24 protein-coding genes are annotated in these 22324 nt (G+C 60.9%); 13 read left to right on the top strand and 11 right to left on the bottom strand.

What is annotated here, in order from left to right; genetic code table 11:
• The 3 genes from NKI05_RS01890 to NKI05_RS01880 are packed head-to-tail and all read left to right on the top strand — an operon-like array spanning position 1 to position 2898.
• Positions 1–876 (top strand): ABC transporter permease, encoded by an 876-nt coding sequence (locus NKI05_RS01890; RefSeq protein ID WP_023683335.1) that lies wholly within the window; start codon positions 1–3, stop codon positions 874–876.
• Positions 873–1901: an ABC transporter ATP-binding protein gene (locus NKI05_RS01885; RefSeq protein ID WP_352792155.1), complete on the top strand. Its 1029-nt coding sequence runs from the start codon at positions 873–875 to the stop codon at positions 1899–1901. Before NKI05_RS01890 ends, NKI05_RS01885 begins: the two co-directional genes overlap by 4 nt.
• Positions 1894–2898 carry an ABC transporter ATP-binding protein gene (locus NKI05_RS01880; protein WP_023686268.1) on the top strand — a complete coding sequence of 335 codons (1005 nt, stop codon included), beginning with the start codon at positions 1894–1896 and terminating at the stop codon, positions 2896–2898. The genes NKI05_RS01885 and NKI05_RS01880 overlap by 8 nt, the downstream gene beginning before the upstream one ends.
• A gap of 277 nt (positions 2899–3175) precedes the next feature.
• On the opposite strand, the gene NKI05_RS01875 is transcribed toward NKI05_RS01880, so the two are convergent.
• The 8 genes from NKI05_RS01875 to NKI05_RS01840 form a co-directional block, all read right to left on the bottom strand.
• Complete coding sequence (locus NKI05_RS01875) at positions 3176–3868, bottom strand: amino acid ABC transporter permease (RefSeq protein ID WP_023669865.1); 693 nt, start codon at positions 3866–3868, stop codon at positions 3176–3178.
• Positions 3869–3885: 17 nt separating this feature from the next.
• Positions 3886–4602 (bottom strand): amino acid ABC transporter permease, encoded by a 717-nt coding sequence (locus NKI05_RS01870; protein WP_023686267.1) that lies wholly within the window; start codon positions 4600–4602, stop codon positions 3886–3888.
• A 67-nt stretch (positions 4603–4669) separates the two neighbouring features.
• Positions 4670–5497 (bottom strand): transporter substrate-binding domain-containing protein, encoded by an 828-nt coding sequence (locus NKI05_RS01865; protein WP_023669867.1) that lies wholly within the window; start codon positions 5495–5497, stop codon positions 4670–4672.
• 24 nt (positions 5498–5521) lie between these two features.
• Positions 5522–6262 carry an amino acid ABC transporter ATP-binding protein gene (locus tag NKI05_RS01860; protein WP_023669868.1) on the bottom strand — a complete coding sequence of 247 codons (741 nt, stop codon included), beginning with the start codon at positions 6260–6262 and terminating at the stop codon, positions 5522–5524.
• A gap of 57 nt (positions 6263–6319) precedes the next feature.
• Positions 6320–6883: a peroxidase-related enzyme gene (locus tag NKI05_RS01855; protein WP_023669869.1), complete on the bottom strand. Its 564-nt coding sequence runs from the start codon at positions 6881–6883 to the stop codon at positions 6320–6322.
• Positions 6880–7362, bottom strand: coding sequence for a CMD domain-containing protein (locus NKI05_RS01850; RefSeq protein ID WP_023669870.1), 483 nt, complete (start codon positions 7360–7362; stop codon positions 6880–6882). The genes NKI05_RS01855 and NKI05_RS01850 overlap by 4 nt, the downstream gene beginning before the upstream one ends.
• On the bottom strand, positions 7359–8828 hold the full coding sequence (locus NKI05_RS01845) for an NAD(P)-binding domain-containing protein (RefSeq protein WP_023686266.1): 1470 nt from the start codon (positions 8826–8828) through the stop codon (positions 7359–7361). Before NKI05_RS01845 ends, NKI05_RS01850 begins: the two co-directional genes overlap by 4 nt.
• Positions 8825–9796 (bottom strand): LysR family transcriptional regulator, encoded by a 972-nt coding sequence (locus tag NKI05_RS01840; protein ID WP_023669872.1) that lies wholly within the window; start codon positions 9794–9796, stop codon positions 8825–8827. The genes NKI05_RS01845 and NKI05_RS01840 overlap by 4 nt, the downstream gene beginning before the upstream one ends.
• Before the next feature lie 231 nt (positions 9797–10027).
• Between NKI05_RS01840 and NKI05_RS01835 the strand changes: the two genes are divergently transcribed.
• Complete coding sequence (locus NKI05_RS01835) at positions 10028–11098, top strand: NAD/NADP octopine/nopaline dehydrogenase family protein (protein WP_031202372.1); 1071 nt, start codon at positions 10028–10030, stop codon at positions 11096–11098.
• 210 nt (positions 11099–11308) lie between these two features.
• On the opposite strand, the gene NKI05_RS01830 is transcribed toward NKI05_RS01835, so the two are convergent.
• The 3 genes from NKI05_RS01830 to NKI05_RS01820 are packed head-to-tail and all read right to left on the bottom strand — an operon-like array spanning position 11309 to position 13163.
• The gene (locus NKI05_RS01830) at positions 11309–11956 is read right to left on the bottom strand and encodes a transmembrane anchor protein (RefSeq protein ID WP_352792154.1); all 648 of its coding nucleotides are present in this window, start codon (positions 11954–11956) and stop codon (positions 11309–11311) included.
• Between the two features lie 34 nt (positions 11957–11990).
• Complete coding sequence (locus tag NKI05_RS01825; RefSeq protein ID WP_031202371.1) at positions 11991–12725, bottom strand: HupE/UreJ family protein; 735 nt, start codon at positions 12723–12725, stop codon at positions 11991–11993.
• A 48-nt stretch (positions 12726–12773) separates the two neighbouring features.
• Positions 12774–13163, bottom strand: a complete 390-nt coding sequence (locus NKI05_RS01820; RefSeq protein WP_023683326.1) for a hypothetical protein — start codon at positions 13161–13163, stop codon at positions 12774–12776.
• A 104-nt stretch (positions 13164–13267) separates the two neighbouring features.
• Between NKI05_RS01820 and NKI05_RS01815 the strand changes: the two genes are divergently transcribed.
• The 9 genes from NKI05_RS01815 to NKI05_RS01775 all read left to right on the top strand — a co-directional run bounded on the left by NKI05_RS01815 (position 13268) and on the right by NKI05_RS01775 (position 22297).
• On the top strand, positions 13268–13549 hold the full coding sequence (locus NKI05_RS01815) for a metal-sensing transcriptional repressor (RefSeq protein ID WP_023669876.1): 282 nt from the start codon (positions 13268–13270) through the stop codon (positions 13547–13549).
• A gap of 8 nt (positions 13550–13557) precedes the next feature.
• On the top strand, positions 13558–14898 hold the full coding sequence (locus NKI05_RS01810; protein WP_023686263.1) for a cation diffusion facilitator family transporter: 1341 nt from the start codon (positions 13558–13560) through the stop codon (positions 14896–14898).
• A 64-nt stretch (positions 14899–14962) separates the two neighbouring features.
• Positions 14963–16285, top strand: coding sequence for an MFS transporter (locus tag NKI05_RS01805; protein ID WP_023691678.1), 1323 nt, complete (start codon positions 14963–14965; stop codon positions 16283–16285).
• A gap of 9 nt (positions 16286–16294) precedes the next feature.
• Positions 16295–16735, top strand: coding sequence for a YqaA family protein (locus tag NKI05_RS01800; RefSeq protein WP_023683323.1), 441 nt, complete (start codon positions 16295–16297; stop codon positions 16733–16735).
• Between the two features lie 130 nt (positions 16736–16865).
• Positions 16866–18428: an ABC transporter substrate-binding protein gene (locus NKI05_RS01795; RefSeq protein WP_023686260.1), complete on the top strand. Its 1563-nt coding sequence runs from the start codon at positions 16866–16868 to the stop codon at positions 18426–18428.
• A 28-nt stretch (positions 18429–18456) separates the two neighbouring features.
• The gene (locus NKI05_RS01790) at positions 18457–19398 is read left to right on the top strand and encodes an ABC transporter permease (protein WP_023686259.1); all 942 of its coding nucleotides are present in this window, start codon (positions 18457–18459) and stop codon (positions 19396–19398) included.
• Between the two features lie 4 nt (positions 19399–19402).
• Positions 19403–20314 (top strand): ABC transporter permease, encoded by a 912-nt coding sequence (locus NKI05_RS01785; RefSeq protein WP_023814961.1) that lies wholly within the window; start codon positions 19403–19405, stop codon positions 20312–20314.
• A complete protein-coding gene (locus tag NKI05_RS01780) occupies positions 20311–21321 on the top strand; it encodes an ABC transporter ATP-binding protein (RefSeq protein ID WP_023686258.1) in 1011 nt (336 codons plus the stop codon). Before NKI05_RS01785 ends, NKI05_RS01780 begins: the two co-directional genes overlap by 4 nt.
• Positions 21314–22297 carry an ABC transporter ATP-binding protein gene (locus tag NKI05_RS01775; RefSeq protein ID WP_023686257.1) on the top strand — a complete coding sequence of 328 codons (984 nt, stop codon included), beginning with the start codon at positions 21314–21316 and terminating at the stop codon, positions 22295–22297. The genes NKI05_RS01780 and NKI05_RS01775 overlap by 8 nt, the downstream gene beginning before the upstream one ends.
• Positions 22298–22324: the final 27 nt, after the last annotated feature.

Here is a 22324-nt window from a genome sequence, read left to right as displayed (position 1 = left end):
ATGAGTTCGATAAAATCATTCTTTCGCAGCGTCGGCTGGCCGATCTCGCTGATGATCGGGTTCTTTGTCTTCATCGCGACCTTCGGCTCACTGGTCAGCCCTTATGACCCGAATACGCAAAACCTCCTTGCTCCAACTGAATCGTTTTCAGGAGTCTACTGGCTGGGCACCGACAACCTCGGGCGCGACGTGCTCAGCCGACTTATTGCGGGTGCCCAGACCACGCTCGTGGGTGTGACCATTGTCCTGTTTCTTGCCGGCATATTTGGAATGTTGGTTGGGACCATATCCGGCTATTTCGGTGGCTGGATCGACGAAATCCTCATGCGTATGGTCGACTTCGGCCTCAGTGTGCCTAGTCTCGTGGTGGCGCTGGCGATCGTTGGTGTATTCGGTCCTAGCTATTGGAATATGATCATTGCGCTGGCGATCGCCTGGACGCCAATCTATGCCCGGCTGACGCGAGGTGTGGTGGCGGCGGCAGTAAACCAGCCGCATATCGAAAGCCTTCGCGTTTTGGGCGCCAGCCGACTCAGGATCATATTCAAACATCTGGTGCCGGTCGCATTGGGATCCGTGCTGATCTACGCGAGCGCGGACGTCGGTATTTTGGCCCTCGCGATCGCTAACTTGAGCTTTCTGGGGCTCGGTGTGCAGCCGCCGCAAGCGGAGTGGGGACAGATGCTGGTTTCGAGCCTGCCCTATCTTGAAGAAGCACCGCGCCTGGTGATCCTTCCGGGGCTCGCGCTTACCATCATGGTCGTAGGTTTCAACCTGTTCGGCGAGAAGATCGCGCTGTCCAAGAACCCGCGCCGGATGACCAAGCGGAGCTTGGCCGCCCGCAAGAAACTGTTCATGAAGGAGATCGCGACATGAGCACTGGGAGTTCCCCAACACCTGCATTGCTCGAAGTCTCCAATCTGTCGGTGACGCTCCATACGGCGAGAACCAGCGTCAAGCCGGTCGATGGCGTGAGCTACCGTGTGAACGAAGGCGAGGTCCTGGCGATTGTCGGCGAAAGCGGCAGCGGCAAGACCATCCTCAACATGGCGCCGCTATCTCTGCTTCCGACGGGACTCGACGCTGAAATAGAGGGGACGGTGAAATTCAACGGCCTCGACATCCTGCGAGCGCCTGAGCAACAAATGCGCAAACTGCGTGGCGGCGAGATCGGCGTCATATTTCAGGATCCGTTGAGTTCTCTCAACCCGGTCCGACGCATTGGAAGGCAGATCGCCGAGGTCTCGGAATTGCACCTTGGCATGACTGCGGCGCAGGCCGACAAACGAGCCGCCGAACTGCTGGCGTTGGTCGGGCTACCCGATCCACTAAGCCGACTGCAGCAGTATCCGCACGAGCTTTCCGGGGGTATGCGCCAGCGCGTTGGCATAGCGATGAGCATTGCCGGCGAGCCCAAGCTCCTCATAGCGGATGAGCCTACCACCGCGCTCGATGTCACGGTTCAGGCTCAGATCGTGGAGCTGCTGAAAGACCTACAGAGGCGCCTGCAGATGGCCATCGTCATCATCACTCACGATTTTGGTGTGGTCTCCGGCATGGCGACCAAGGTGGCGGTGATGTACGCCGGCCGGCTGTCAGAACTGGGTCCGGTGGGCGACGTGCTGATGACGCCGGTCCACCCCTACACCAAAGGTCTGCTCGGTTCAGTTCCATCGCTAAATGCAGACATTGGTTCGAAATTTATTGGTCTTCCTGGCCAGCCGCCAGATCTGTCTCGGTTGATACGCGGTTGTGCGTTCACGCCACGCTGCGCTTCGGCGCTGCAGAGCTGCAGCGCCACTCAACCGCACTTGCTTTCAGTACCAGGAGAGTCGTCGACGCACGTCGCCGCATGCCCGGTCATCATCAACAAGCTTGCGCGAGTGATGGAAGATGCCTGAGAACCTCATTGAGATCGTCGATCTCAAAACTCACTTTCGCGACCGCCACACAGGGGCTGAGATTAAGGCCTGTGATGGCGTGAGCCTGAAGATTGGCGCGGGCGAGATTGTAGGATTGGTCGGGGAGTCGGGATGCGGAAAATCGACACTGGGTCGCACGATCGTCGGTCTCGAGAGCGCCAAATCCGGAGAGATCCGATTCAAGGGCGAAAATTTCCTGGCTATGAGCGGCAAGCATTTGTTCGAACGAAGGCGCAAGATCCAATACATCTTTCAGGATCCGCTTTCCTCGCTGAGTTCCCGACAGACGATTGGTCAGGCGATCGATGAAGCGCTGCTCATCAATGGGGAGAACAACCATTCCGCGCGGGCGGCACATGTCAAAGAACTCTTGGACCAAGTGGGGCTGCCCGAACAGATAATGGAGCGCTATCCGCGCGAGATGTCGGGTGGCCAACGTCAACGCGTGTGTATCGCGCGATCGCTTGCTGCCAACCCAACCGTACTCATATGCGATGAGCCTGTCAGTTCGCTCGATGTCTCCATCAGAGCGCAAATCATGAACCTGTTTCTGAAGCTGCGCGATGATTTCGGAATGTCATGTCTTCTCATTGCGCACGATCTGGCCATCGTTCGCCAGGCCGCACAGCGCGTCTACGTGATGTATCTCGGCCGCGTCATGGAAGAAGGTGAGAGCGGCGCGCTCTATAGCCAGCCCGCACATCCGTATACACAGGCGCTGCTCAGCGCGGTCCCGTCGACAAATCCAGTTGAGGAGCGCGAACGTCAGCGGATCATTCTAAAGGGAGATGTGCCAAGCCCTGTGAATCCGCCGACCGGATGCCGTTTTCGTACGCGCTGCCCTGCCGTGCAAAGTGTTTGTGAGACATCGCCTCCGGTCAACAGCTTGTCGGAATCGCATCTCGCAAGTTGTCATTTCGCTGGTCGGATCAAAGCGGGTATCCTGCAGGAATACGACGTGAGACAAGTCGGATAAACCGGCGTGGGAGACGGAGAGGCCCAGGTTCTCCAATATTGATGCGTACTCGCGGCGCCGAATACGGCTTGGGGATCTCCATGCCAGTAGCCGGAGACCGGATTCCTCTGGTCGGCACAGTCGCAACGTTGCGTCGGCGCGATCGGTGCTTCAGTCGGCATTCAGCGGTACATACATCGGCTACTTGGGTTTCTCCTCAAGCTTTTCATCCCCGAAAGAATTGCCTCCCAGGTGCGGCTCGATATCCGAAGCTTGACGATTCTATCCCACATCCGCCTCACGTCCGCACCCTCAGCGCCTGCTCCAGCCTGTCGGCAATCTGTGTGACGATATAGGCAATCACCATGTAGATCACGACGGCAATCACGAAGGCTTCGAGGTAGTAGTAGTTCAGGGCGGCGGTCAGCTGGGACTGGGCGAAGATATCGACGACCTCGATGGCGAATCCGAGAGAAAGCGCCTTCATGATGACCATCATCGAAGTCGTCAGGTCGGGAATTGCGGTGAGGGCCACCTGGGGAAACAGGATACGTCGAAACAGTTGGCCGCCCGTATAGCCGAGCGAATGGGCCGCGTCCGACTGACCGGTGTCGAATGCATTCAGGGCTCCCTTGATAATCTCGGATTGGAACGCGGCGACACAGCCGGTAATCGCGACGACAAGAATGACCCAATTGGGGGTTTCGTGAGCGTTGAAGTTGATCCCGAGCAACGAGAACAGGAACTGAAATGCGGGCGGCAGACCGAAATAGGCGAGGAAAATAACGATGACCATTGGAACGCCCTTGAAGACGATCTTGTAAGTCATGATGAGCTCTCGCAGAACCGGCACCCGTCTGTATTCGATCAGCGCGAATATGCTGCCGACTATCGTCGACAGGACGAAAATCAAGAGTGCCATTCCAACGGTCACGGGTACGGCACTCAGAATTTCCTGCGTGTCCTGGAGCAAAATATCGGTATCAAACATGGTTGAATACCCTTACGTCAGACGCTCGCGAGGAGCTCGTTCTTGATCGGAGTTGTTGTCGTTGACTCTGGCGCTTGCATCGGTGATCGAAGCTCGAAGAAGCGCACGATGAGCCATGCGACCAGGCACATCAGCGAATAGATGACCGCCAGGACGAGGTAGGTTTCGAACTGGAACTGGTTGTAGTCGCGCTCCATGATCAAATGCGCAGTCGCCATGACGTCGGCGGCGCCGATGTACATGACCAGCGCAACGTTATGGATCAGGTAGATGACGGAGTTCCCGTAGCCCGGTAGTGCGAAGTGCACCGCTTGCGGGCCGACGACGCGAGTAATTTTCTGCCGGAACGTATATCCAAGGCTATCGGCCGCATCGTGCTGGCCGCGATCGACGGCAAGATATGCAGGCCGCATGACTTCCGACAGATATCCTCCATGGTAGAGGCTCAACCCCACCATGGCAGCCATCGTCGGCGAAATAAAATCTTTGGCGCCGAACAGGATCACCAACAGCGGAAGCCCATAAAACGCGACGAACAGCTGCAGGACGACAGGAACGCTCCGGGCATAGGACACGTAGAGGTCCACCAGGTGACTGATCAGTGGCACCCTGCGAACCCGGAGTGTTGTCGCGATGAGAGCCAGACAGAACCCGGAAATGAGGGCCGTAAACGTGATGGCGAGCGTCAGCGGCAGTGCCGAGAGCAACTCGGGAATCATAGCAGATACATCCACTTTGAAACGCTCCTTTTTGCAATTCAGCCTTGCCGCTGACTAGCGAATATGGCCCTCGACGGCCGTGCTATTTCATGTACTGGACGATGCCCTCGCCGAACCACTTCTGCGAGAGCTTCTCGATCGTGCCGTCGTCTTTCAATTCCTTGAGAACCTTGTTCACATCGTCAGCCAGAACCTTGTTCTCGTCTGATCTGTGGATCAGCATGTAGGTGTTGTTGCTGAACACTGGTTCGGACGCCACGATATCGAGTTTCTTTTGCTCGATGACGGTCTGCTCACCGAGATTGGACGGCAAGACGAGAGCGTCGAACTTACCGTTCTGAACTTCGTCCAGCCGGTTCGGGTAGGGAATGCCTGCACTCGATGCCGTGACATCGAGCTTGTATTGCGGGTTTTCTTTCTGCCAGTTCATGATGAACTTGTAGGTTCCACCGCCGGCCGTGGTCGGAACGATCCTCTTGCCGACCAGGTCTTTCATTTCCTTGATGCCGCTGTCTTTCTTGCTGTAGATCTTCATCAGGCTGGCGCCCATGGGATTTTCCGGAATGAAGAACTGCTTGGAGCGCTCGGGCGACTTGTAGTAGCCACCCACCGCGATGTCGTACTTGCCCGTAGCGAGACCGGTTTCCTGGGCAATGTCGGAGACGCCTTCCATTTCGAACTTGTATTGCGGCAGCTTTGCGTTGATCGCCCTCAGGAGATCGGGCTCATAGCCTTGCGGCTCGACGCCGATCGCGCCCCATGCCAGCGGCTTGGATTCGGCAGACGTCGCGATCTTGATTGTCCGAACGGTCTGGCCATAGCTGACCCCCGCCGTTGCAAGGGCTATTGCGATGCCGCCGACGACAGCCAGGGCATGACGACGGGAAAAGCGGGATGTGATTACAGACATTTCTTAGGTTCCCTTGTTGTTGGATTATTGAAAAGCGAGTTCTGACTGCAGGAATTGAGCAAGTCGTGGGCTGGAAGGCGCGTCGAAGATATCAGCCGGGCTGCCATCGGCGGCGACCACGCCACGGTCCATGAAGACGATCCGGTTGGAGATGTTCCTTGCGAATTGCATCTCATGGGTCACAAGCAGCGAAGTGATCCCTGACGAGGTGACGTCCTTGATCACCTTCAGGACTTCACCGACGAGTTCTGGATCCAGCGATGACGTAGGCTCATCGAAGAGTATCACGTCGGGACGAACCGCCAGGGCGCGCGCAATGCCGGTGCGCTGGAGCTGGCCGCCCGACAGTTGGGAGGGATAGCTGTCTCGCTTCGGGGTGAGGCCGACCCGCTCGAGCTCCCGCAAGGCGATCTCCCGCGCCTCGTCCGCGGACTTGCGCTGCACGACGACCAGTGGATCCATCACGTTCTGCAGGACCGTCATGTTCTTGAAGACGTTGAATTGTTGAAAGACCATCGCCGTTCGCAACCGGATCGCCTGGACAGCGACCTTGTCGGCACGCTGGTAATCCATCCGGATCTGATCGAACGCGATGGTTCCTGACGACGGCTTGGCCAGGTAGTTGATGCATTTCAGCAACGTGGTCTTGCCGGTGCCGCTGGGGCCGATGATCGAAACCACGTCACCCCGCTTTACCGAGAGATTGACGCCGTTCAGAACCTGCGTGCTTCCGTAAGACAGCTTTACATCTTTGAGTTCAAGCATTGCTGGTTGTCCCTTCGGAAAGTGTGAGACGGACTGCTTCGACCGCATGCGACATCATCACCCGCTCTCCGCATGGCCGAGAACGTGCATCAGCCGGTTTGCCCAGCCGAAGATCGATATGGCGTGGATCAGGTCGATAATCTCGCGGTCGTCCATGCCGACTGATCGAAGCGCGGCGATATCGTCTGCCGTTGCTTCCGACGGGGCCGCCGACAGGCGGCGGGCAAAACTGTAGATTGCCGCATCGCGTGGGCCGAGCGCTTCAGGTTTATCGAGATAGAGCGCGGTGACCACTTCGTCGTTCTTGGTCAGCTCTGCATGCCTGCGGGCGTGAACAACGGCGCAGAATTTGCAGCCATTGACGATGGACGCACCTAATGCACCAAGCTCGCGGTCAGGGCGGGCAAGCCCGCCTTCGACATACATGATGGCGTTGAACAAGATGGTGCGGGCAAGGTAGCTCTCAGGGTCATGCGCAAGGGTGCGCACATATTCCGAAACTTTCTTGGCTGATGGCGTGACCTTCATCGCTTCAAGCTGTTCCGGCGTGGCCTCGGATAGCTCGACCGGCGCTATGTACGGATGCCAATTCAATGGCTTCAGGCGCACCGCGGAAATCATGCCGTCCTCAACAATCGCAGGCCGGTTGCCACCCGCGTCTGGAAATTGACGAAGGCGATGAGCTCGGAAAGGGCGACGATCTGAGGATTGTTCAATCCAGCTTGGGCGAGCAGGGCGATGTGGCCCGCTTCCGCCTTTTTCGGTGTCAGCGTAATCAGGTCCACATGACGTGCGATGGTCGCCAATGGCTCTTCCAAATCCGTTTCCCCCTGGGCTAAGGCCAGAAGCTGCTCAGTCGGATCGAGCTGAGCCAGCTGCACATCAAATTCGGCCATCAGGACCGGATCGGCATTCAGAGCGGCCATGCGACGGGCCAGAGCAACCCGCAAATTAGGCGCAAGCCCTTGGTCGTTTGCTGGCTGCAGGACGGAGAGGCGACATTCCTCGGCCCCCAGCACGAATTCAGGCCGAAACCGACGCGCGCTGAAAAGCGCATCGTGCGGTGATAGACCGGCGGCCTTGTCCATTGCGTCGATCACAGCGCGGCCTCCTTCTCCAACAAGGGTGTTGAATCGACCCATTCGTCGCCCAGAAGTTCGGGCGTGTCGTAAGCGATCAGGTTGGCGAAGTGGGTTTCGACATCTTCGGCAAACAGCGATGCGGCAATGCCGCGGACCAAACGGTCGGCACCCGCGCTGACGGCTGGGATATCACCGGAGACCTTGCCGTGCGTCAGCATGGCGGCGTCGTTGAAGCAGTGGATATGCGACAGCATCGGGCAGGAGCCGGGGACGCGCTCACGAAACTCGAAGGCGGGACCTAGGTCCGGTGCGTCGGACATGCCTGCACGCGCCGGCCCCATGTCCGGTGTATATCGGCCATCCGACCAGGTGCGGATATGTGGCGCGATGGCTGCAAATTCCGGGCGGCCGTTGAAGTCGTTTGAAAAGCCGGTTGCCGCGATCAGGAAGTCGTAGCGCATCAGCCCCTGGGTGGTTTCGATAAGCAGGCCTCCCGCATCTTCCGTGACCGCGACGATGCCGCAGTCGAGAAAGAACCGGGCATTGGGGTGGCGAGAAACGCGAAGCGTCGATGAACGCGGCGGCGGCGTCTGGGTTGAGGCGGTGTAGTCGAAGAACTTCCACTTCCAGGCATCGGGCAATTGATGCATGCCGAGTACAACACCCGGACTGCCGATTCCGGTCAGCTTGTTGACGCGCGGCATTTCCTTGCGCCGGATCAACATGTCCACAGATCCGGCGCCCGCCTCGAGTGCGGTTGCGGCATTGTCCATGGACGAGGCACCGGCGCCGATGACCGCCACACGCTTACCTTGCAGCGCGTCGAAATCGATCTCGTCCGCAGAATGGGCCCAATAAGCGCGATCGATGCCCCTGAGGAAATCGGGCACGGCAAAACCGCCCAGACCAGAGCGGCCGGTGGCCAGAACGAGATGACGGGTGAGAACCCGGCCGGATTCCGCGCCTTCGATATCGATCGCAATCAGATCACCAACCGGTGCGACGCCGGTCATGCGCACGCCGTTGCGCACAGGCAGAGCAAGAACCTTGCGGTACCAGACCAGGTAATCCATCCACTGGCCCTTGGGGATTTTGTCCAGCGACCGCCAGGCGTCGACGCCCCATTGCGCCGTGAACCAGGCGCGGAACGTCAATTGCGGCAAGCCGAGCGACGGACCGTGCAGGGTCTTCGGCGACCGGAGTGTTTGCATGCGGGCAAACGTTATCCACGGTCCTTCGAGCCCAGCCGGCGCCGCATCATAGGCGACGACATTGGTGATCCCTGCCAGCACCAGCTTTGCCGTGGCAGCAAGTCCGCACATGCCAGCGCCAATGACCACGACATCACGGACCGGGGCGCCCTCATGCATGCGTGTGGGGACCCAGGGCTTGGCGGGCAGCTCGACAAAGTCGAGATCCTGCGCGAGCTGGGCTTCCAACGCGGCAAGGCCCGTCGATGCTGCCGGGGTGGGAGTATGCTTCATATTCCAGTTCCGTTATTTGTGCCCGACGCGGGATCGTTCACCAATTGGCTGGCCAAAGCTGGATCGAGCTTCTTGAAACCGACGATCGACCGTTCAGCCACCGCTTCGACCGCATCCATCAGCGCCTGCGCGACTGGGCGAAGGGGACGTTTTGAGGCAGCCACAACGCCCCAATAAAAGAGAACGGTTACATCGATCGGGCGAATGACGACCCCAGGCAGGGCGACGCCATAGGCCGTGAGGGGATCGATGACGGCCGCGACACCAGTATGGCGCACGATCTGCAACGCGCCGTAGGCAGTATTGGTCCGGATCACCGGGCCGGTGTCGATGCCCCGGGCAGCGAGTGCCTTGGCGACATGCAACTGAAACCGCAGCGGATTGAGCAACGTAGCCACGCGACGACCCGCAAAAGCCGAAAGCGGTATGACATCAAGTTCAGCCAGCGCATCGTCCTCCCGCACGGCAGCAACATCAGGCGCCGAATAGAGCCGTAGGACATCCAGACCGGGCGTATCGAGCGGCAGGCTTGAAAACCCGATCTCGGCACGTCCGCTGCGCACTTCCTGGGCGACGATCGAGGGAAGAAACTGCCCGAGATGCGTCTCGTGCGGAAGCTCGACACCCTTGAGCTCGGCCAGGGCCGCCGGGATCAAGCCGGTGCCGATCGCGGAGGTTGTGACAATCTGCAGGATCCGCCCACGGCCGGCGGCGATCATCTTGGCCCGCGCTGCAAGTTCGGTGAAAGACATCAACAATCGCCGCGCTTCCTCCTCGAATGCGACACCCTCTTCAGACAGCTGCACCCGTCGACCGATCCGATGCAGCAATTCGAAGCCAAGTTCGGCCTCGAGCTCCTGAATGGTGCGTGTCACCGAAGGTTGGGAACGCCCGAGCATGTCAGCCGCCTTGGTAATGCTGCCGCTGGCAGCAACCGCAAGGAAGGTCTGAAGGTCCCGGGTTTCCATGTTCTCCCTACATGCGTAATTCGTATGATTGACATCGTCTCATTCATTTTTGATATATGTCAAGCGGAAACTAATAGTCGTTGCGGCGTTTGCCGGCTCAGAGCCGGAGTCCTGATCGAAACGGCTGATGGCAACCGACGTGACTTCAATTCGGATCCTCCCGATGAAAAAACTTGTAGGCGGGGACGGCAAGGATTCTCGAACCATAAAGCCGGCGACAGGAGGAATGTTATGCGCGTGAGTATTCTGGGCGCTGGAGCAATTGCCTATGGCCTTGCGGCCTATTTGGCACAATCGGGACATACGCCAACACTTTGGTCACCGTCGGGAGACCGCACCAGAACGTTGGCGACTGGCGAATTATTGAAGGCGACGGGGGATATCGAGGCGACGGTGCCGGTGCGTATTGCCAATGATTGTAAAGATGCCATCGATCACGCGGATGTGGTGGTGATCGCGCTTCCCGCTTACGGCCACAAGATAGTGATGGATGCCGCCGTCCCTCACCTGGCAGATGGTATTCCTGTCATCGTCAGTTCGCACAGTTCGTTCGGCGCGCTGTATCTCTCCAAGCGGTTAGCCGAGCGCAAGGTCAGGTTGCCGATCGTCGTTTGGGGCACAACGCTCTTGACCGGCCGCCAGCTCGGACCAGCAGAAGTCCAGGTCACTTCCATTCGCCAGAAGCTTGATGTTGCGACGCTGCCTTTCGATGCGCTCGATCAAGGGTACAAGCTTTGCACGGCCTTGTTCGGCGATCGTTTCGTCAAGCGCGATGGTCTGCTGGCAATTGCGCTCAGCAACCTCAATCCGCAGAACCATCTGGGAATTGCCCTTCTCAATCTCACACGAATGGAGAAGGCCGAGCGATGGAGCCAGGGGGGAAATGTCACTCCTGCCGTTGGTCGCTTCATCGAGGCTCTGGATGCCGAACGATTGGCCATAGCTGGCAATTTCGGTATCGCGGTTCGTACCGTCCAGGAACATTTTTCATTGTCGTTCCACGTCCCCATGAGCACCGTTTCGGAAATGAACCTGGAGATGGATCGCCAAGGTCGTGGCGGCTTTGGCCCGACGACTATCGAGAGCCGCTATATTCTCGAGGACGTTCCGTTCGGCCTGTTACCAACCGCAGTCCTGGGGAAGATCAGCGGAAATCCGGCGGTTCTCCATGAATCCGGAATTTCCATATTGTCGGCGGCTTATGGCCGGGATCTCAAGGGAGATAATGATATTCTTCCTGGGCTCGGCATCGAGAAAATGACAAAGACGGATCTTGAAGCCCTTTGCCGCAAGGGGTTTTGAGCGCGCTCGCGGCCAATGCGGCGTGATTACGCTTTGGGGAAGCTAGCGCGACGCTCCTGTTACATCATTGCGAGCTGATTCTAACCAACGACATCCGAAGGGGACCAACACAGGTTGGATATTATCAAACTGTGTTGGTCCGAGTTGGCTATTTCACCTGCTTGATCTCCCCCGGCGCCAAACGGCGCCGGATAAGACGTGCCGTATCGATCACATCATGCGTTTGATGTCGGTGTACGCGCCATTCGTCTTCAGCGTCACGGTGACGTCGGCACCGGTGCGGTTGCGCCAGAACCAACCGTGATTGCCGTCAAAGGCTGCCTCAAGTACGCCCTCGTCCTCTGCAGCACCGCGTCCCTTCTCGTATGAGATGCTTTCGCCGCCGCCGTCACCATGGGTGTCGAAGTTCACCGCCGCGCCATTGGCTGTCCAAGAGTAGTTTGCCTTTGCGCCCTTGGCCATGACGAGCTTGATCTCAGCTCCTTCGCCGGGCTTGAGGGTGACCGACATTTCGTCCGTCCGCAGTTCCTGGGCAGAGGCGGAACCAATCACCAGTTCAGCGAAGACGCGCTCCAGAAGACTCGACTGCTGATCTTGGCCTGGCACTGCGGTCGGCGTGCCGTTTTGCAATTCGCGAAGGCGGTCTTGCTCGGCCTCTTCGGCGAGTTGTGTCTTGATCTCGCCCATCTCGGTGAGCTCGAGCGCTCGCCCAACGCCGGTGGGATCGATGGCGTATTCGGCCGGCAGCACGATGGTCACAAGGATGGCCGCTGCCGCGACAATGGCGATGAGGGTAGATCGGAGGAGCTGCATGGATGTCGGCAGTTCAGCGCGGGTCGGGGTGTCTGTGTTGTACATGGGAGAATTCCTTTTTTGATCTTTACTTGGAGGTTCAGGAGACGACCCAGCCGGTGAGCTGATAGCCGATCAGCACAAACCCGGCGGTCATCATGATGGTGTTGGCGGTGTATGCGTGGCGCCAGAAACTGTCGGTCCGGCGCCAGTAGCCCATGACGATAAGGATAGCAGCGAGCGCGAGAAGCTGACCGACCTCAACGCCGACGTTGAAGGCAAGTAGGTTGGGCACGAGCCCGTCGGGCGAGATGTTGTATTCGATGATCTTCGTCGACAGGCCGAAGCCGTGGAAAAAGCCGAAGATCAGCGTCGCGATCTTGGTGTTCGGCTGGAAGCCGAGCCACCTCTGGAAGGCACCCATATTGTCGAGCGCCTTGTAGACGACCGACAGGCCGATGATCGCGTCGATGATGTAGCTGTTGATGCCAACGTTGAAATAGACGCCAAGCAGCATGGTCGTGGAATGGCCGAGCGCGAACAGGCTCACATAGATGCCAATGTGCTTCATCCGGTAGAGGAAGAAGATCACGCCGAACAGGAACAGGACGTGGTCGTATCCCGTCACCATGTGCTTGGCGCCGAGATAGATGAAGGGCAGCAGATTGATGCCCGTGATCTCCTGGATATAGCCCTTGTCGCCTTCGGCAACGGCATGGGCGAGGGCAGTCCCCCCAAGCAATGGGAGGGTCAGGAGAGCAATGAGCACAGGAAGGGCCAACCGCCAGCGCGCGCAAGGCGTGCGTGGCGGACCCTTGTAGAAGGATCCTTGCATGAGAATTCCAATCGTCGTCGTTGAGGATGGCCGCGCGTGCGGCCGCGATCATGCGATGACGATCTGCCTGGGAGGGCGCTCAAGCCGGAAACGGATTTCGAGGTCGGCAAACGAAGGCGGGTAAACCAGCCAGCTCCGGCCTATCGGCGGTGCTGGCTGCGCGAAGCCCGGAAGCGTGCTCGCCGTTTCATGGGTGTGGTCGGCCGGATTGTGGCCGTGGGTATGACCAAAGCTCTGCTCATCGGCTTCGCCATCGTCATGGCTGTGGCCGTGTTTTTCGATCTGTGCTGTCAGCTCTGCGTGACGCGCTGCCTCGGCGGCAGCGAGCGCAATCGGGCTATGCGAGGCCGAACTACCCACTGGGGAGAGCAGCACGCCGAGAGTCATCGCGAACGCGACGATGAGACGAAAGGCTGTGCTAGGGATCCAATTCGGCATGCTTAACGATTATTCTCTAAAATCCTAACGAATGGTGGCATGCACCAGAATCGAGGCCACTTTGAGGCTTGGAATATCCTCTCTGGGGGGATAGCATCAAGGGCATGAATGAGCGTCCCCACGTCCACGAAACCCATCCTGCCATCATCAAGCGGCTGAAGCGCGCCGACGGCCATCTGCGCGGGATCGTCGAGATGATCGAGGCCGGGCGACCGTGCCTCGACATCGCCCAGCAACTTCATGCCGTGGAGAAGGCCATCGCCCAGGCCAAGAAGACGCTGATCCAGGACCACCTCAACCACTGCCTTGAGGACGTCGTCGGACCGCTGGCGCTCGAGCAGCGCCGCTCGATCGACGAGTTCAAGGATATCACCAAGTACCTGTGAGAAGCGCCATGATGGACAAAGTTCGCGATTGGTTCGGGTTCGGCCCGATGACGCAAGGCATGGGCGGCCACGGACATGATCACGGCGAGGGCGGCCATGGCCACACGCATGGCGTCATCGACCCGACGATCGCCACGACGACGCGCGGCATCTGGGCGATCAAATGGTCATTCGTCGTTCTGGCCATCACGGCGGCGCTGCAGTTGGTGGTCGTGTTCCTCTCCGGCAGCGTGGCGCTGCTGGCCGACACGATCCACAATGTCGGCGACGCGGTCACCGCCATCCCATTGTGGGTCGCCTTCATGCTGGCCCGTCGCAAACCGAGCAAGACGTTCACCTACGGGCTGGGCCGCGTCGAAGATCTGGCCGGCATTCTGATTGTCCTCATCATCTTGTTCAGCGCCATCGTTGCCGGCTACGAGGCGATCGACCGGTTGATCAATCCGCAGCCGATCGCATTTCTTGGCTGGGTCGCCATAGCCGGCATTATAGGTTTCTTAGGCAACGAGGCCGTTGCAGTGTTCCGTATCCGGGTCGGCCGCGAGATCAACAGCGCGGCGCTGATCGCCGACGGCTACCATGCGCGCACCGACGGCTTTACCAGTCTGGCGGTTGTGCTGGGTGCTATCGGCGTATGGCTGGGGTTTCCGCTGGCCGATCCGATCATCGGGCTCTTGATCACGGTGGCCATCTTCGCGATCGTCTGGCAGTCTTCGAAGGCAGTCCTCACGCGCATGCTCGACGGTGTCGAGCCCGGCATCGTCGATGAAATCCATCATGCCGCCGAGCATGTGTCCGGTATCGAACGTGTCCAAAGCGTGCAGGCGCGCTGGATCGGCCATCGCCTGCATGCCGACGTCGCCATCAGTGTCGCCGACGCGGCGACGGCCAAGGACGTGATGGGCGTCACCGAAGCCCTCAAGGAGGAACTGTTCGCCCACTTGCCGGCGTTGGCTGAAGCGAATGTTCGTCTGGAGAGTTCGGCCGGGTCTGCCGCGACGGGCACGGAACCCTCTCACTCACATGGTCATCATGCGCCGGAGCCCTTCAAGGTCGACTGCGATCTGGCTGCCGGGACATTGGAAATCGTCGACACGCCGGCTGGCGAGCGGATGCGGCTGACCATCGACCGGCATGCCGACGATCTGATGGCAACGGTGATCATCGATAGGCCTGGCGGGCCGGAGACGCTTCGCCTCGAACCCGTCGCCGACAACCATCATCGCCTTGAGAGCACCGTGGCTCCTGCTGAGCCGCATGAGTTCCAGGCGAGGCTGGTCTTGGCCGCGAAGGGTCGCGAGCAGGTGCTGCCGTTCAAAATGGTCGAGCCGGAAGGCCACCATCACTGAGATCAGGCCCGCCATTCAATCGCCACGGATCAACGACCCATCGCTCCTCCAAGAAGACAGACATATGCTGCAAGTCCTTGCCAATCGCACTTATCGCCATCTTTTCCTGGCCCAGGTCATCGCCCTGATTGGCACTGGCCTTGCCACCGTGGCGCTCGGGCTGCTGGCCTATGACCTTGCCGGCGCCGATGCCGGCGCGGTGCTCGGCACGGCGCTTGCCATCAAGATGATCGCCTATGTCGGCGTGGCGCCCGTTTCCGCCGCGTTCGCCGAGCGCCTACCACGCCGTACCATGCTGGTTTCGCTCGACCTCATCAGGGCAGGGGTTGCCGTATTCCTGCCCTTCGTCACCGAAGTCTGGCAGATATATCTTCTCATCTTCATCCTGCAGTCGGCGTCAGCCGGCTTCACCCCGACCTTCCAGGCTTCGATCCCTGACGTGCTGCCCGAAGAGAAGGACTACACGCGGGCGCTGTCGCTGTCGCGGCTTGCCTACGATCTGGAGAGCGTGGTCAGTCCGATACTGGCGGCGGCACTGCTTTCCGTCATCAGCTTCCATAGCCTGTTCGCAGGCACGGTCATCGGCTTCCTGGCGTCGGCCGCGCTGGTGGTGTCGGTGGTTCTGCCGAGCCCGAAACCCTCTGAGCCGCGCGGCATTTACGAGCGCACCACACGCGGCATCCGTATCTATCTGGCGACGCCGAGATTGCGCGGCCTGCTGGCGCTCAACCTCGCTGTCGCCGCCGCCAGTGCCATGGTGATCGTCAACACGGTCGTGCTGGTTCAGGCAAAATTCGGCCTTTCCCAGAGCGACACGGCACTTGCCCTTGCCACCTTCGGTGGCGGCTCGATGATCGCGGCGCTGGTCCTGCCGCGGCTGCTGGACAGCATCCCGGATCGGGTTGCGATGTTGTCAGGCGCCGGCCTGCTGGTTGCCGGCGTGTTCGCAGGGCCGTTCGCCATCAGCTATCAGCTGCTCTTGCCGCTCTGGTTCGTGCTCGGGCTGGGCTATTCGCTGGCGCAGACCCCGTCTGGGCGGCTGATCAAGCGCTCGGCCGATCCCGTCGACCGGCCGGCATTGTTTGCCGCGCAATTCGCGCTTTCGCACGCCTGCTGGCTCATCACCTATCCGATCGCCGGACTCGTCGGCGCGGCGATGGGCCTGCCCTTCACCTTTATCCTGCTTGGCGTCATTGGCGCCGCGGCACTCTTTGCCGCGATGTGGTTGTGGCCGCGTCACGATCCCGACGTTCTCAGCCACGCCCATGACGATCTGTCTGACGGGCATTCGCACCTCGAGGACGCCGTCTGGACCGAAGCAGGCTTCGAGCATGCGCATGGTTATGTCGTTAACGATAGGCACCCAAAATGGCCGAAAGCGAGCTGAGCGGCCCCAATGCTGGGAGATGTTGGTGCCTTCGGCGCGCTGTTCCTCACCGCGTTCGCCGCAGCGACAATTCTGCCGCTGCAGTCAGAGGCGGTGCTGGCCGGCCTGCTGCTGACCGGAAGCCAGTCACCGGCGGCGCTGATCCTGGTCGCGACGATCGGCAACGTGCTTGGTTCGGTTGTCAACTGGCTGCTCGGCCGCTGCATCGACCGCTTTCGCGACCGCAAATGGTTTCCGGTCAAGCCCACTGCGCTCGATCGCGCCGCGGCGCGCTACCGCCGTTACGGACGATGGAGCCTGTTGCTGAGCTGGGTTCCCGTCATCGGCGATCCGCTGACGATGATGGCCGGTGTTCTGCGCGAGCCGCTCTGGAGCTTCGTTGCGATCGTCACGATGGCGAAAGCCGGCCGCTATCTCGCGCTCTCGGCGGCGGTGCTGAACTGGCTGTAGGCCGCAACCGCGACCAAGTGGGTCGCTGGGGTAAAACTCTCAAACGGTTTTCCGACTTTATGTCTTATGTCTATACAAATTAGCAAGCGTGCACATGATCGTTGCCAATCAAACAAAAAGGGGAACTAACATGATGACTCTCGACCGCCGCAATTTCCTGGCCTCCACAGCCGGCCTGGCCTTCATTGCCGCGTTTCCGCGCGCCGCGTACTCGGAGGGGCATGAAACGTTGAAGGTCGCCATTGCCGCCGAAACCGGCGATCTCGACCTGCTGCAAAACGTCTCCACGCTGAGTTCCTACACGGTCGTGTTCGACGCCCTCATACACTATGGCCAGGACGGCGCGCTCGAGCCCGGGCTCGCCACCAAGTGGGCTGTCGCCGACGACCAGCTTTCGATCGCCTTCGACCTGCGCGAAGGTGTTGCCTTCAGTGACGGCACACCCTTCGATTCGACCGCCGCCGAATGGAATCTCAAACGCTGGCTGGGCGTCGCGGATTTCTCATGGATCGGTGTGTCCGACGGATTCGACAGCATCGTCACCGATGGACCCAGCAAGTTGACGATCAAGCTGAAGCGTCCGGTGCCCGCCGCCTTGCTGGAGCTCACCATCGTGCGTCCGGTGCGCTTCCTGTCGCCGAAGGCTGTCGACGCCGGCGGCAAGCAGACCGCTCCGGTCGGCACCGGACCGTGGATCGTCGAAAGCTACGATTCCTCCGGCACCGTGCTGGTGCGCAACGACAAATACTGGGGCGAGAAGCCACTGTTTGCTCGCATGGAGCTGAAGGTGGTTCCCGACGAACTCGCCCGCGCCAACGCCCTGCGTTCCGGCGATCTCGACGTGATCGGCGGCGACTGGGTGGCGACGCTGTCGCCACGCCGCGCCCGCGCGCTTGAAAAGGACGGTATGAAAGTGGTGGCCGAGGCCGGCACCGCAACCATGCTGCTCGGTTATTCGCCGAAGGCCAAGATGATGGCCGACAAGGCCGTGCGCGAGGCCATCTATGTCTCGGTCGACCGCGCCGCGATCGCCAAGGTGTTGTTCGAAGGCTACGCAGATCCGGCGGCGGATCTCTTCCCGGCCAACGTGCCTTCGTCGGGCAAGCGGCATGACGTGCCGGTACGCGACGTCGCCGCGGCCAGGAAAATCCTTGCCGATGGCGGTTGGAGCGAAAGCGGAGGCGCCTGGAGCAAGGAGAGCGCGCCGCTGGCGATCGATTTCCTCGTATCGGAGGAATCGCTGCCGGGTTCGCGCCGCATCGCCGAGATGATCCAGGGTCAGCTGTCCGAGGTCGGCTTCCAGGTTCAGGTCTCGTCAGTCGACAACGCCACCATGCACGACCGTCGCCCGGCGTTCGAATATGATCTTGCCTTCTTCACCACCTATGGCGCGCCCTATGATCCGCACGGCACGCTCGGCAACGCGTTCGTATCCACCGCCGACAGCGGGCCGGACGGCAAGATCTATGTTTCCCCGGAGCTTGATGGCGTGGTCAAGGCCGCGCTCGAAGCGAGCGGCGACGAACGCGAAGCCAAGATGCAGGCGCTCTACGACTGGCTGCACGACAACCGGGCGATCTGCCCGCTCGTTGTCAGCCAGCGGCTGTGGGCGCACAATCCTCGCGTCGAGAACTTCGCGCTTCCCGCGACGGACTACGACCTGCCGTTCAAGGCGATCACGCTGAAGGCCTGAACGCCTCGAACCTCCTGGGGGAGTTCCGATGAGACGCACGATTCTGCGAAGGATGTTGCTTGCCTGTCTGCTTGTCGTGGCGGCATCGGCATTGACCTTTACCCTGGTTGCCGCGGCGCCGGGCAACGTCGCCGCGCTCATGGCCGAGCGTGCGGCAGGCCCGGGCGCGGATGCCGAAATGATCAAGAAGATCGGCGAGGACCTCGGGCTCTATGATCCGCTGCCGGTCCGCTACGGCCGATGGCTTTTCAGCGCCATCACAGGCGATCTCGGCGTCTCGCTGCGCACCGGCAAGCCGATCGCGCAGGAATTCGCCGCCAGAATCCCGATGACGGCGGCGCTGCTTGCGGGCGGCGGCATTCTCGCCTTTTTCCTGTCGCTGGCGCTCGGCGTTGCCGGTGCGGTCAGCAATGGTGGCGCGTTGGACTGGTTCCTCCACGCCTTCTCGCTGGTCGGCGCCTCGACGCCGAACTTCTTCGTGGCGGCGCTGCTGGTCATCGTCTTTTCGGTGATGCTGGGCTGGCTGCCCACCTTCGGCGTCAGCGGCTTCACCTCGTGGCTCTTGCCGTGGGTGACAATCGCCCTGTTTCCGGCATCGGTGCTGAGCCGCGTCGTCCGCGTCAACCTCCAGGAGGCCATGTCGCGACCCTTCGCCACGACGGGCTTCGCGAAGGGCTACACGAGGACACAGGTGCTGATGCGCGAGGCTCTGCCCAACATCGCCATCCCGTTCCTGACCACCTTCGGCGCCCAGTTCACGCTGATGATCATCGGTTCGATCGTGGTTGAAACCGTGTTTGCGCTGCGCGGCGTCGGCGCCTTCTTTATCGATGCAATCCGCTTCCGCGACTTCGTCGGCATGCAGTCGGTTCTGTTGCTGTTCGTGGTGTTCTTCGTTGTCGTCAACCTGATGGTTGACGTGATCTGCATGTTTGTCGACCCGCGCATGCGTAGGGCGAGAGGAGCTTGATCCGATGAACACGTCCTTGTTCAGGAGCATGAAGGACTGGCCCTGGCTGGTGCTGCTGCCAGTCGTCTTCTTTGTCGCGGTCGCTGTGCTCGGTCCCTCGATCATGCCTTACGATCCCGGCGCGCAAGACTACGACGTCACGCTTGCGGGACCGAGCTGGGCTCACTGGCTGGGCACCGACTATCTCGGCCGCGATATTCTGAGCCGCATCATCGGCGGCGCCCGCATATCGCTGGTGGCGATGGTGATCGTGCTGGTGGCCGCACTTGCCATCGGCGTCAGCATCGGTTCGTTCGCCGGTTATGTCGGCGGGCGCGTCGAGCTGGTGTTGATCAGCCTCATCGACATCGCGCTGGCGCTGCCAAGCCTGGTGATCGCGCTGGCGCTGATCGGCATTCTCGGCACCGGCTACTGGTCGATGATCACGGCGCTGACGCTGGCGTGGTGGGCGAACTATGCCCGCATGAGCCGCGCCGTGGTCACCGCCGAATTGCAACAGCCCTATATCGAAGCGGCAAGGGTGATGGGCGCCAGCCATCTGTGGATCTTTGTGCGCCATATCCTGCCGCATGTCCTGGCCCTCGTCGTGGTCTATGCCAGCGCCGATGCTGGCGCCCTTGTCCTGGCCATCGCGACGCTGAGCTTCCTCGGCCTGGGCGTCGCGCCGCCGGCGCCGGAATGGGGCCAGATGCTGGTCGACGGCATGAGCTACATTGAGGAATACCCGAGGCTTGTCGTCCTTCCGGGCCTTGCGCTCACTTTGGTGGTGGTCAGCTTCAATCTGCTGGGCGAGACCTTCGCGTTGCAAAAGGTGCCGAGGCCGGTGCGCGGCGGTTTGCTGCGCAAGCGTCGCAAGGCGCGCGCCGTTGAGGAAGCGGAGCGGAACGCCGTCGAAACGGGAACAGCCGCGCCATGAGCGACGAGCCGATCTACTCCATAGAAAACATGGTCATTGATCTCTACGCCACGACCGTTTCCGTGCGCGCGGTCGATGGGGTGTCGTTCAACGTCCGTCCCGGCGAGACAGTCGCCGTCGTCGGCGAGAGCGGTTCGGGCAAGACCGTCATGACGCTTGGGCCGCTCGGCCTGCTGCCCGAGGGCGTCACCGTCGACATCAAGGGATCGGCCCGAGCCGAAGCGAGCGAACTGGTCGGAATGGAGTCCAGGCGCTTGTCTGACCTTCGCGGCCGCTATTTCGGCGTCATTTTCCAGGACCCGATGAGCGCGCTGAACCCGATGCTGAAGATCGGACCGCAACTGGCGCGCCAGGCGCGCCGCTTTGCCAATCTCTCGTATGCGGATGCCCGCAAGGAAGCGGTCTCGCTGCTCGCCCGCACCGGCATCCCTGACCCGGAAGACCGCTACGATCGCTATCCGCATGAAATGTCTGGCGGCATGCTGCAGCGCGCCATGATCGCACTGGCCCTGGCAAGCCGGCCGCGCGTGCTGATCGCCGACGAGCCGACCACTGCGCTCGACGCCACGGTGCAGGCGCAGATCCTGGAGCTCATCCGCCAGATCCAGCGCGAGGAAGGCATCGCGGTCGTGCTGATCACGCACGACATCGGCGTCGTCGCCTCGGTCGCGGACCGGGTCATGGTGCTCTATGCCGGGCAGGTGGCGGAGGAGGGGATCGCGATGGATGTGCTGACGCGGCCGACGCATCCCTATACACGCGGGCTGCTTGCCTCTGTACCGGATTTCCGCGCCGACGAACGCGCCGCGACCAAGGAAATACCAGGTTTGCCGCCGAACCAGATCAGGCTGGAGCCGGGCTGCCGTTTCGCTGCCCGCTGCGAACTGGTTGAGCCCGAATGCCGCGTGCATCGGCCGCCGCTCCAGACGATCTCGACGGGCGGGACGCCGCACAAGGTGGGATGCCCGGTGGTGCTGAGGCGGGAAGGGATAGCAATCCATGGCTGACATTGCGGCGATTGAGGTTAAGGGCCTGAAGGTCCATTTCGCCAACCGCTCCGGCACAGGCGCCGTGCGGGCGGTCGACGGCATCGACCTGACCATTCCGCGTGGTGCCTTCCATGGCATCGTTGGCGAATCCGGTTGTGGCAAGACCACGCTGGCTCGCAGCGTCGTCGGCCTGCAGAAGGAGACTGAGGGTACGGTGCTGATCTCGGGGCGGGATCGCGCCCAGTGGCTGAAGTCGGACCGCAAATCGTTCAGCCGCGAGGTCCAGTTCGTCTTCCAGGATCCGCTGGGCTCGATGAGCCGTCGCCAGACCGTCTACCAGACGCTGGAAGAGCCGCTGCAGATCCATCGCCTCGGATCTCCGGCCGAGCGCCGGCGCCGTATCGGCGAGCTGCTGGATCTGGTGGCGCTGCCAGCGACCGTGCTCGACCGCCTGCCGCGTTCGCTTTCCGGCGGCCAGCGCCAGCGCGTTTCGATCGCTCGCGCGCTTGCGCTGAAGCCATCGATCCTGGTTTGCGACGAACCGCTCAGCGCGCTTGACGTTTCGATCCGGGCGCAGATCGTCAACCTGTTCACATCATTGCAGAAACAGCTTGGCCTTACCATCGTCATCGTTGCGCATGACCTGGCGATCGTGCGCGAGGTCTGCTCAAACGTGACGGTGATGTATCTTGGCCGCATCGCGGAAGCCGGCGTGACGCGGCCGCTGTTTCGCGAGCCGGCCCATCCCTACAGCCAGGCACTGCTTTCGGCGGTTCCTTCGCCGGATCCTCGTATCGAGGCCGGCCGTCGCCGAATCATCCTCGCGGGCGACCCTCCAAGCCCCAGCGCGCCGCCACCGGGATGCCGCTTCAACACCCGCTGTCCTGTGGCGATCGATGTCTGCCGGACCGAGGAGCCGATGTTGCGCTCGGTGCCGCATGGCGGGGTCGCGGCCTGCCACCTTGCCGACGGCGAGCGGCGGCCGGTGATTTGAGTGCCGACTTGATCTGCCCTCGTTGCC

Source organism: Mesorhizobium sp. M0771 (assembly GCF_040320155.1).
GTDB lineage: Bacteria > Pseudomonadota > Alphaproteobacteria > Rhizobiales > Rhizobiaceae > Mesorhizobium.
Note: the sequence above shows the minus strand (reverse complement) of the source record. Positions and strands in the feature narration are given on the sequence as shown.

Bases quoted from the DNA above. Each gene is read 5' to 3' on its own strand.
- NKI05_RS01890 (WP_023683335.1), top strand. From the start codon at position 1: ATGAGTTCGATAAAATCATTCTTTCGCAGCGTCGGCTGGCCGATCTCG.
- NKI05_RS01885 (WP_352792155.1), top strand. From the start codon at position 873: ATGAGCACTGGGAGTTCCCCAACACCTGCATTGCTCGAAGTCTCCAAT.
- NKI05_RS01880 (WP_023686268.1), top strand. From the start codon at position 1,894: ATGCCTGAGAACCTCATTGAGATCGTCGATCTCAAAACTCACTTTCGC.
- NKI05_RS01875 (WP_023669865.1), bottom strand. From the start codon at position 3,868: ATGTTTGATACCGATATTTTGCTCCAGGACACGCAGGAAATTCTGAGT.
- NKI05_RS01865 (WP_023669867.1), bottom strand. From the start codon at position 5,497: ATGTCTGTAATCACATCCCGCTTTTCCCGTCGTCATGCCCTGGCTGTC.
- NKI05_RS01860 (WP_023669868.1), bottom strand. From the start codon at position 6,262: ATGCTTGAACTCAAAGATGTAAAGCTGTCTTACGGAAGCACGCAGGTT.
- NKI05_RS01855 (WP_023669869.1), bottom strand. From the start codon at position 6,883: ATGATTTCCGCGGTGCGCCTGAAGCCATTGAATTGGCATCCGTACATA.
- NKI05_RS01845 (WP_023686266.1), bottom strand. From the start codon at position 8,828: ATGAAGCATACTCCCACCCCGGCAGCATCGACGGGCCTTGCCGCGTTG.
- NKI05_RS01840 (WP_023669872.1), bottom strand. From the start codon at position 9,796: ATGGAAACCCGGGACCTTCAGACCTTCCTTGCGGTTGCTGCCAGCGGC.
- NKI05_RS01835 (WP_031202372.1), top strand. From the start codon at position 10,028: ATGCGCGTGAGTATTCTGGGCGCTGGAGCAATTGCCTATGGCCTTGCG.
- NKI05_RS01830 (WP_352792154.1), bottom strand. From the start codon at position 11,956: ATGTACAACACAGACACCCCGACCCGCGCTGAACTGCCGACATCCATG.
- NKI05_RS01825 (WP_031202371.1), bottom strand. From the start codon at position 12,725: ATGCAAGGATCCTTCTACAAGGGTCCGCCACGCACGCCTTGCGCGCGC.
- NKI05_RS01820 (WP_023683326.1), bottom strand. From the start codon at position 13,163: ATGCCGAATTGGATCCCTAGCACAGCCTTTCGTCTCATCGTCGCGTTC.
- NKI05_RS01815 (WP_023669876.1), top strand. From the start codon at position 13,268: ATGAATGAGCGTCCCCACGTCCACGAAACCCATCCTGCCATCATCAAG.
- NKI05_RS01810 (WP_023686263.1), top strand. From the start codon at position 13,558: ATGATGGACAAAGTTCGCGATTGGTTCGGGTTCGGCCCGATGACGCAA.
- NKI05_RS01805 (WP_023691678.1), top strand. From the start codon at position 14,963: ATGCTGCAAGTCCTTGCCAATCGCACTTATCGCCATCTTTTCCTGGCC.
- NKI05_RS01800 (WP_023683323.1), top strand. From the start codon at position 16,295: ATGCTGGGAGATGTTGGTGCCTTCGGCGCGCTGTTCCTCACCGCGTTC.
- NKI05_RS01795 (WP_023686260.1), top strand. From the start codon at position 16,866: ATGATGACTCTCGACCGCCGCAATTTCCTGGCCTCCACAGCCGGCCTG.
- NKI05_RS01790 (WP_023686259.1), top strand. From the start codon at position 18,457: ATGAGACGCACGATTCTGCGAAGGATGTTGCTTGCCTGTCTGCTTGTC.
- NKI05_RS01785 (WP_023814961.1), top strand. From the start codon at position 19,403: ATGAACACGTCCTTGTTCAGGAGCATGAAGGACTGGCCCTGGCTGGTG.
- NKI05_RS01780 (WP_023686258.1), top strand. From the start codon at position 20,311: ATGAGCGACGAGCCGATCTACTCCATAGAAAACATGGTCATTGATCTC.
- NKI05_RS01775 (WP_023686257.1), top strand. From the start codon at position 21,314: ATGGCTGACATTGCGGCGATTGAGGTTAAGGGCCTGAAGGTCCATTTC.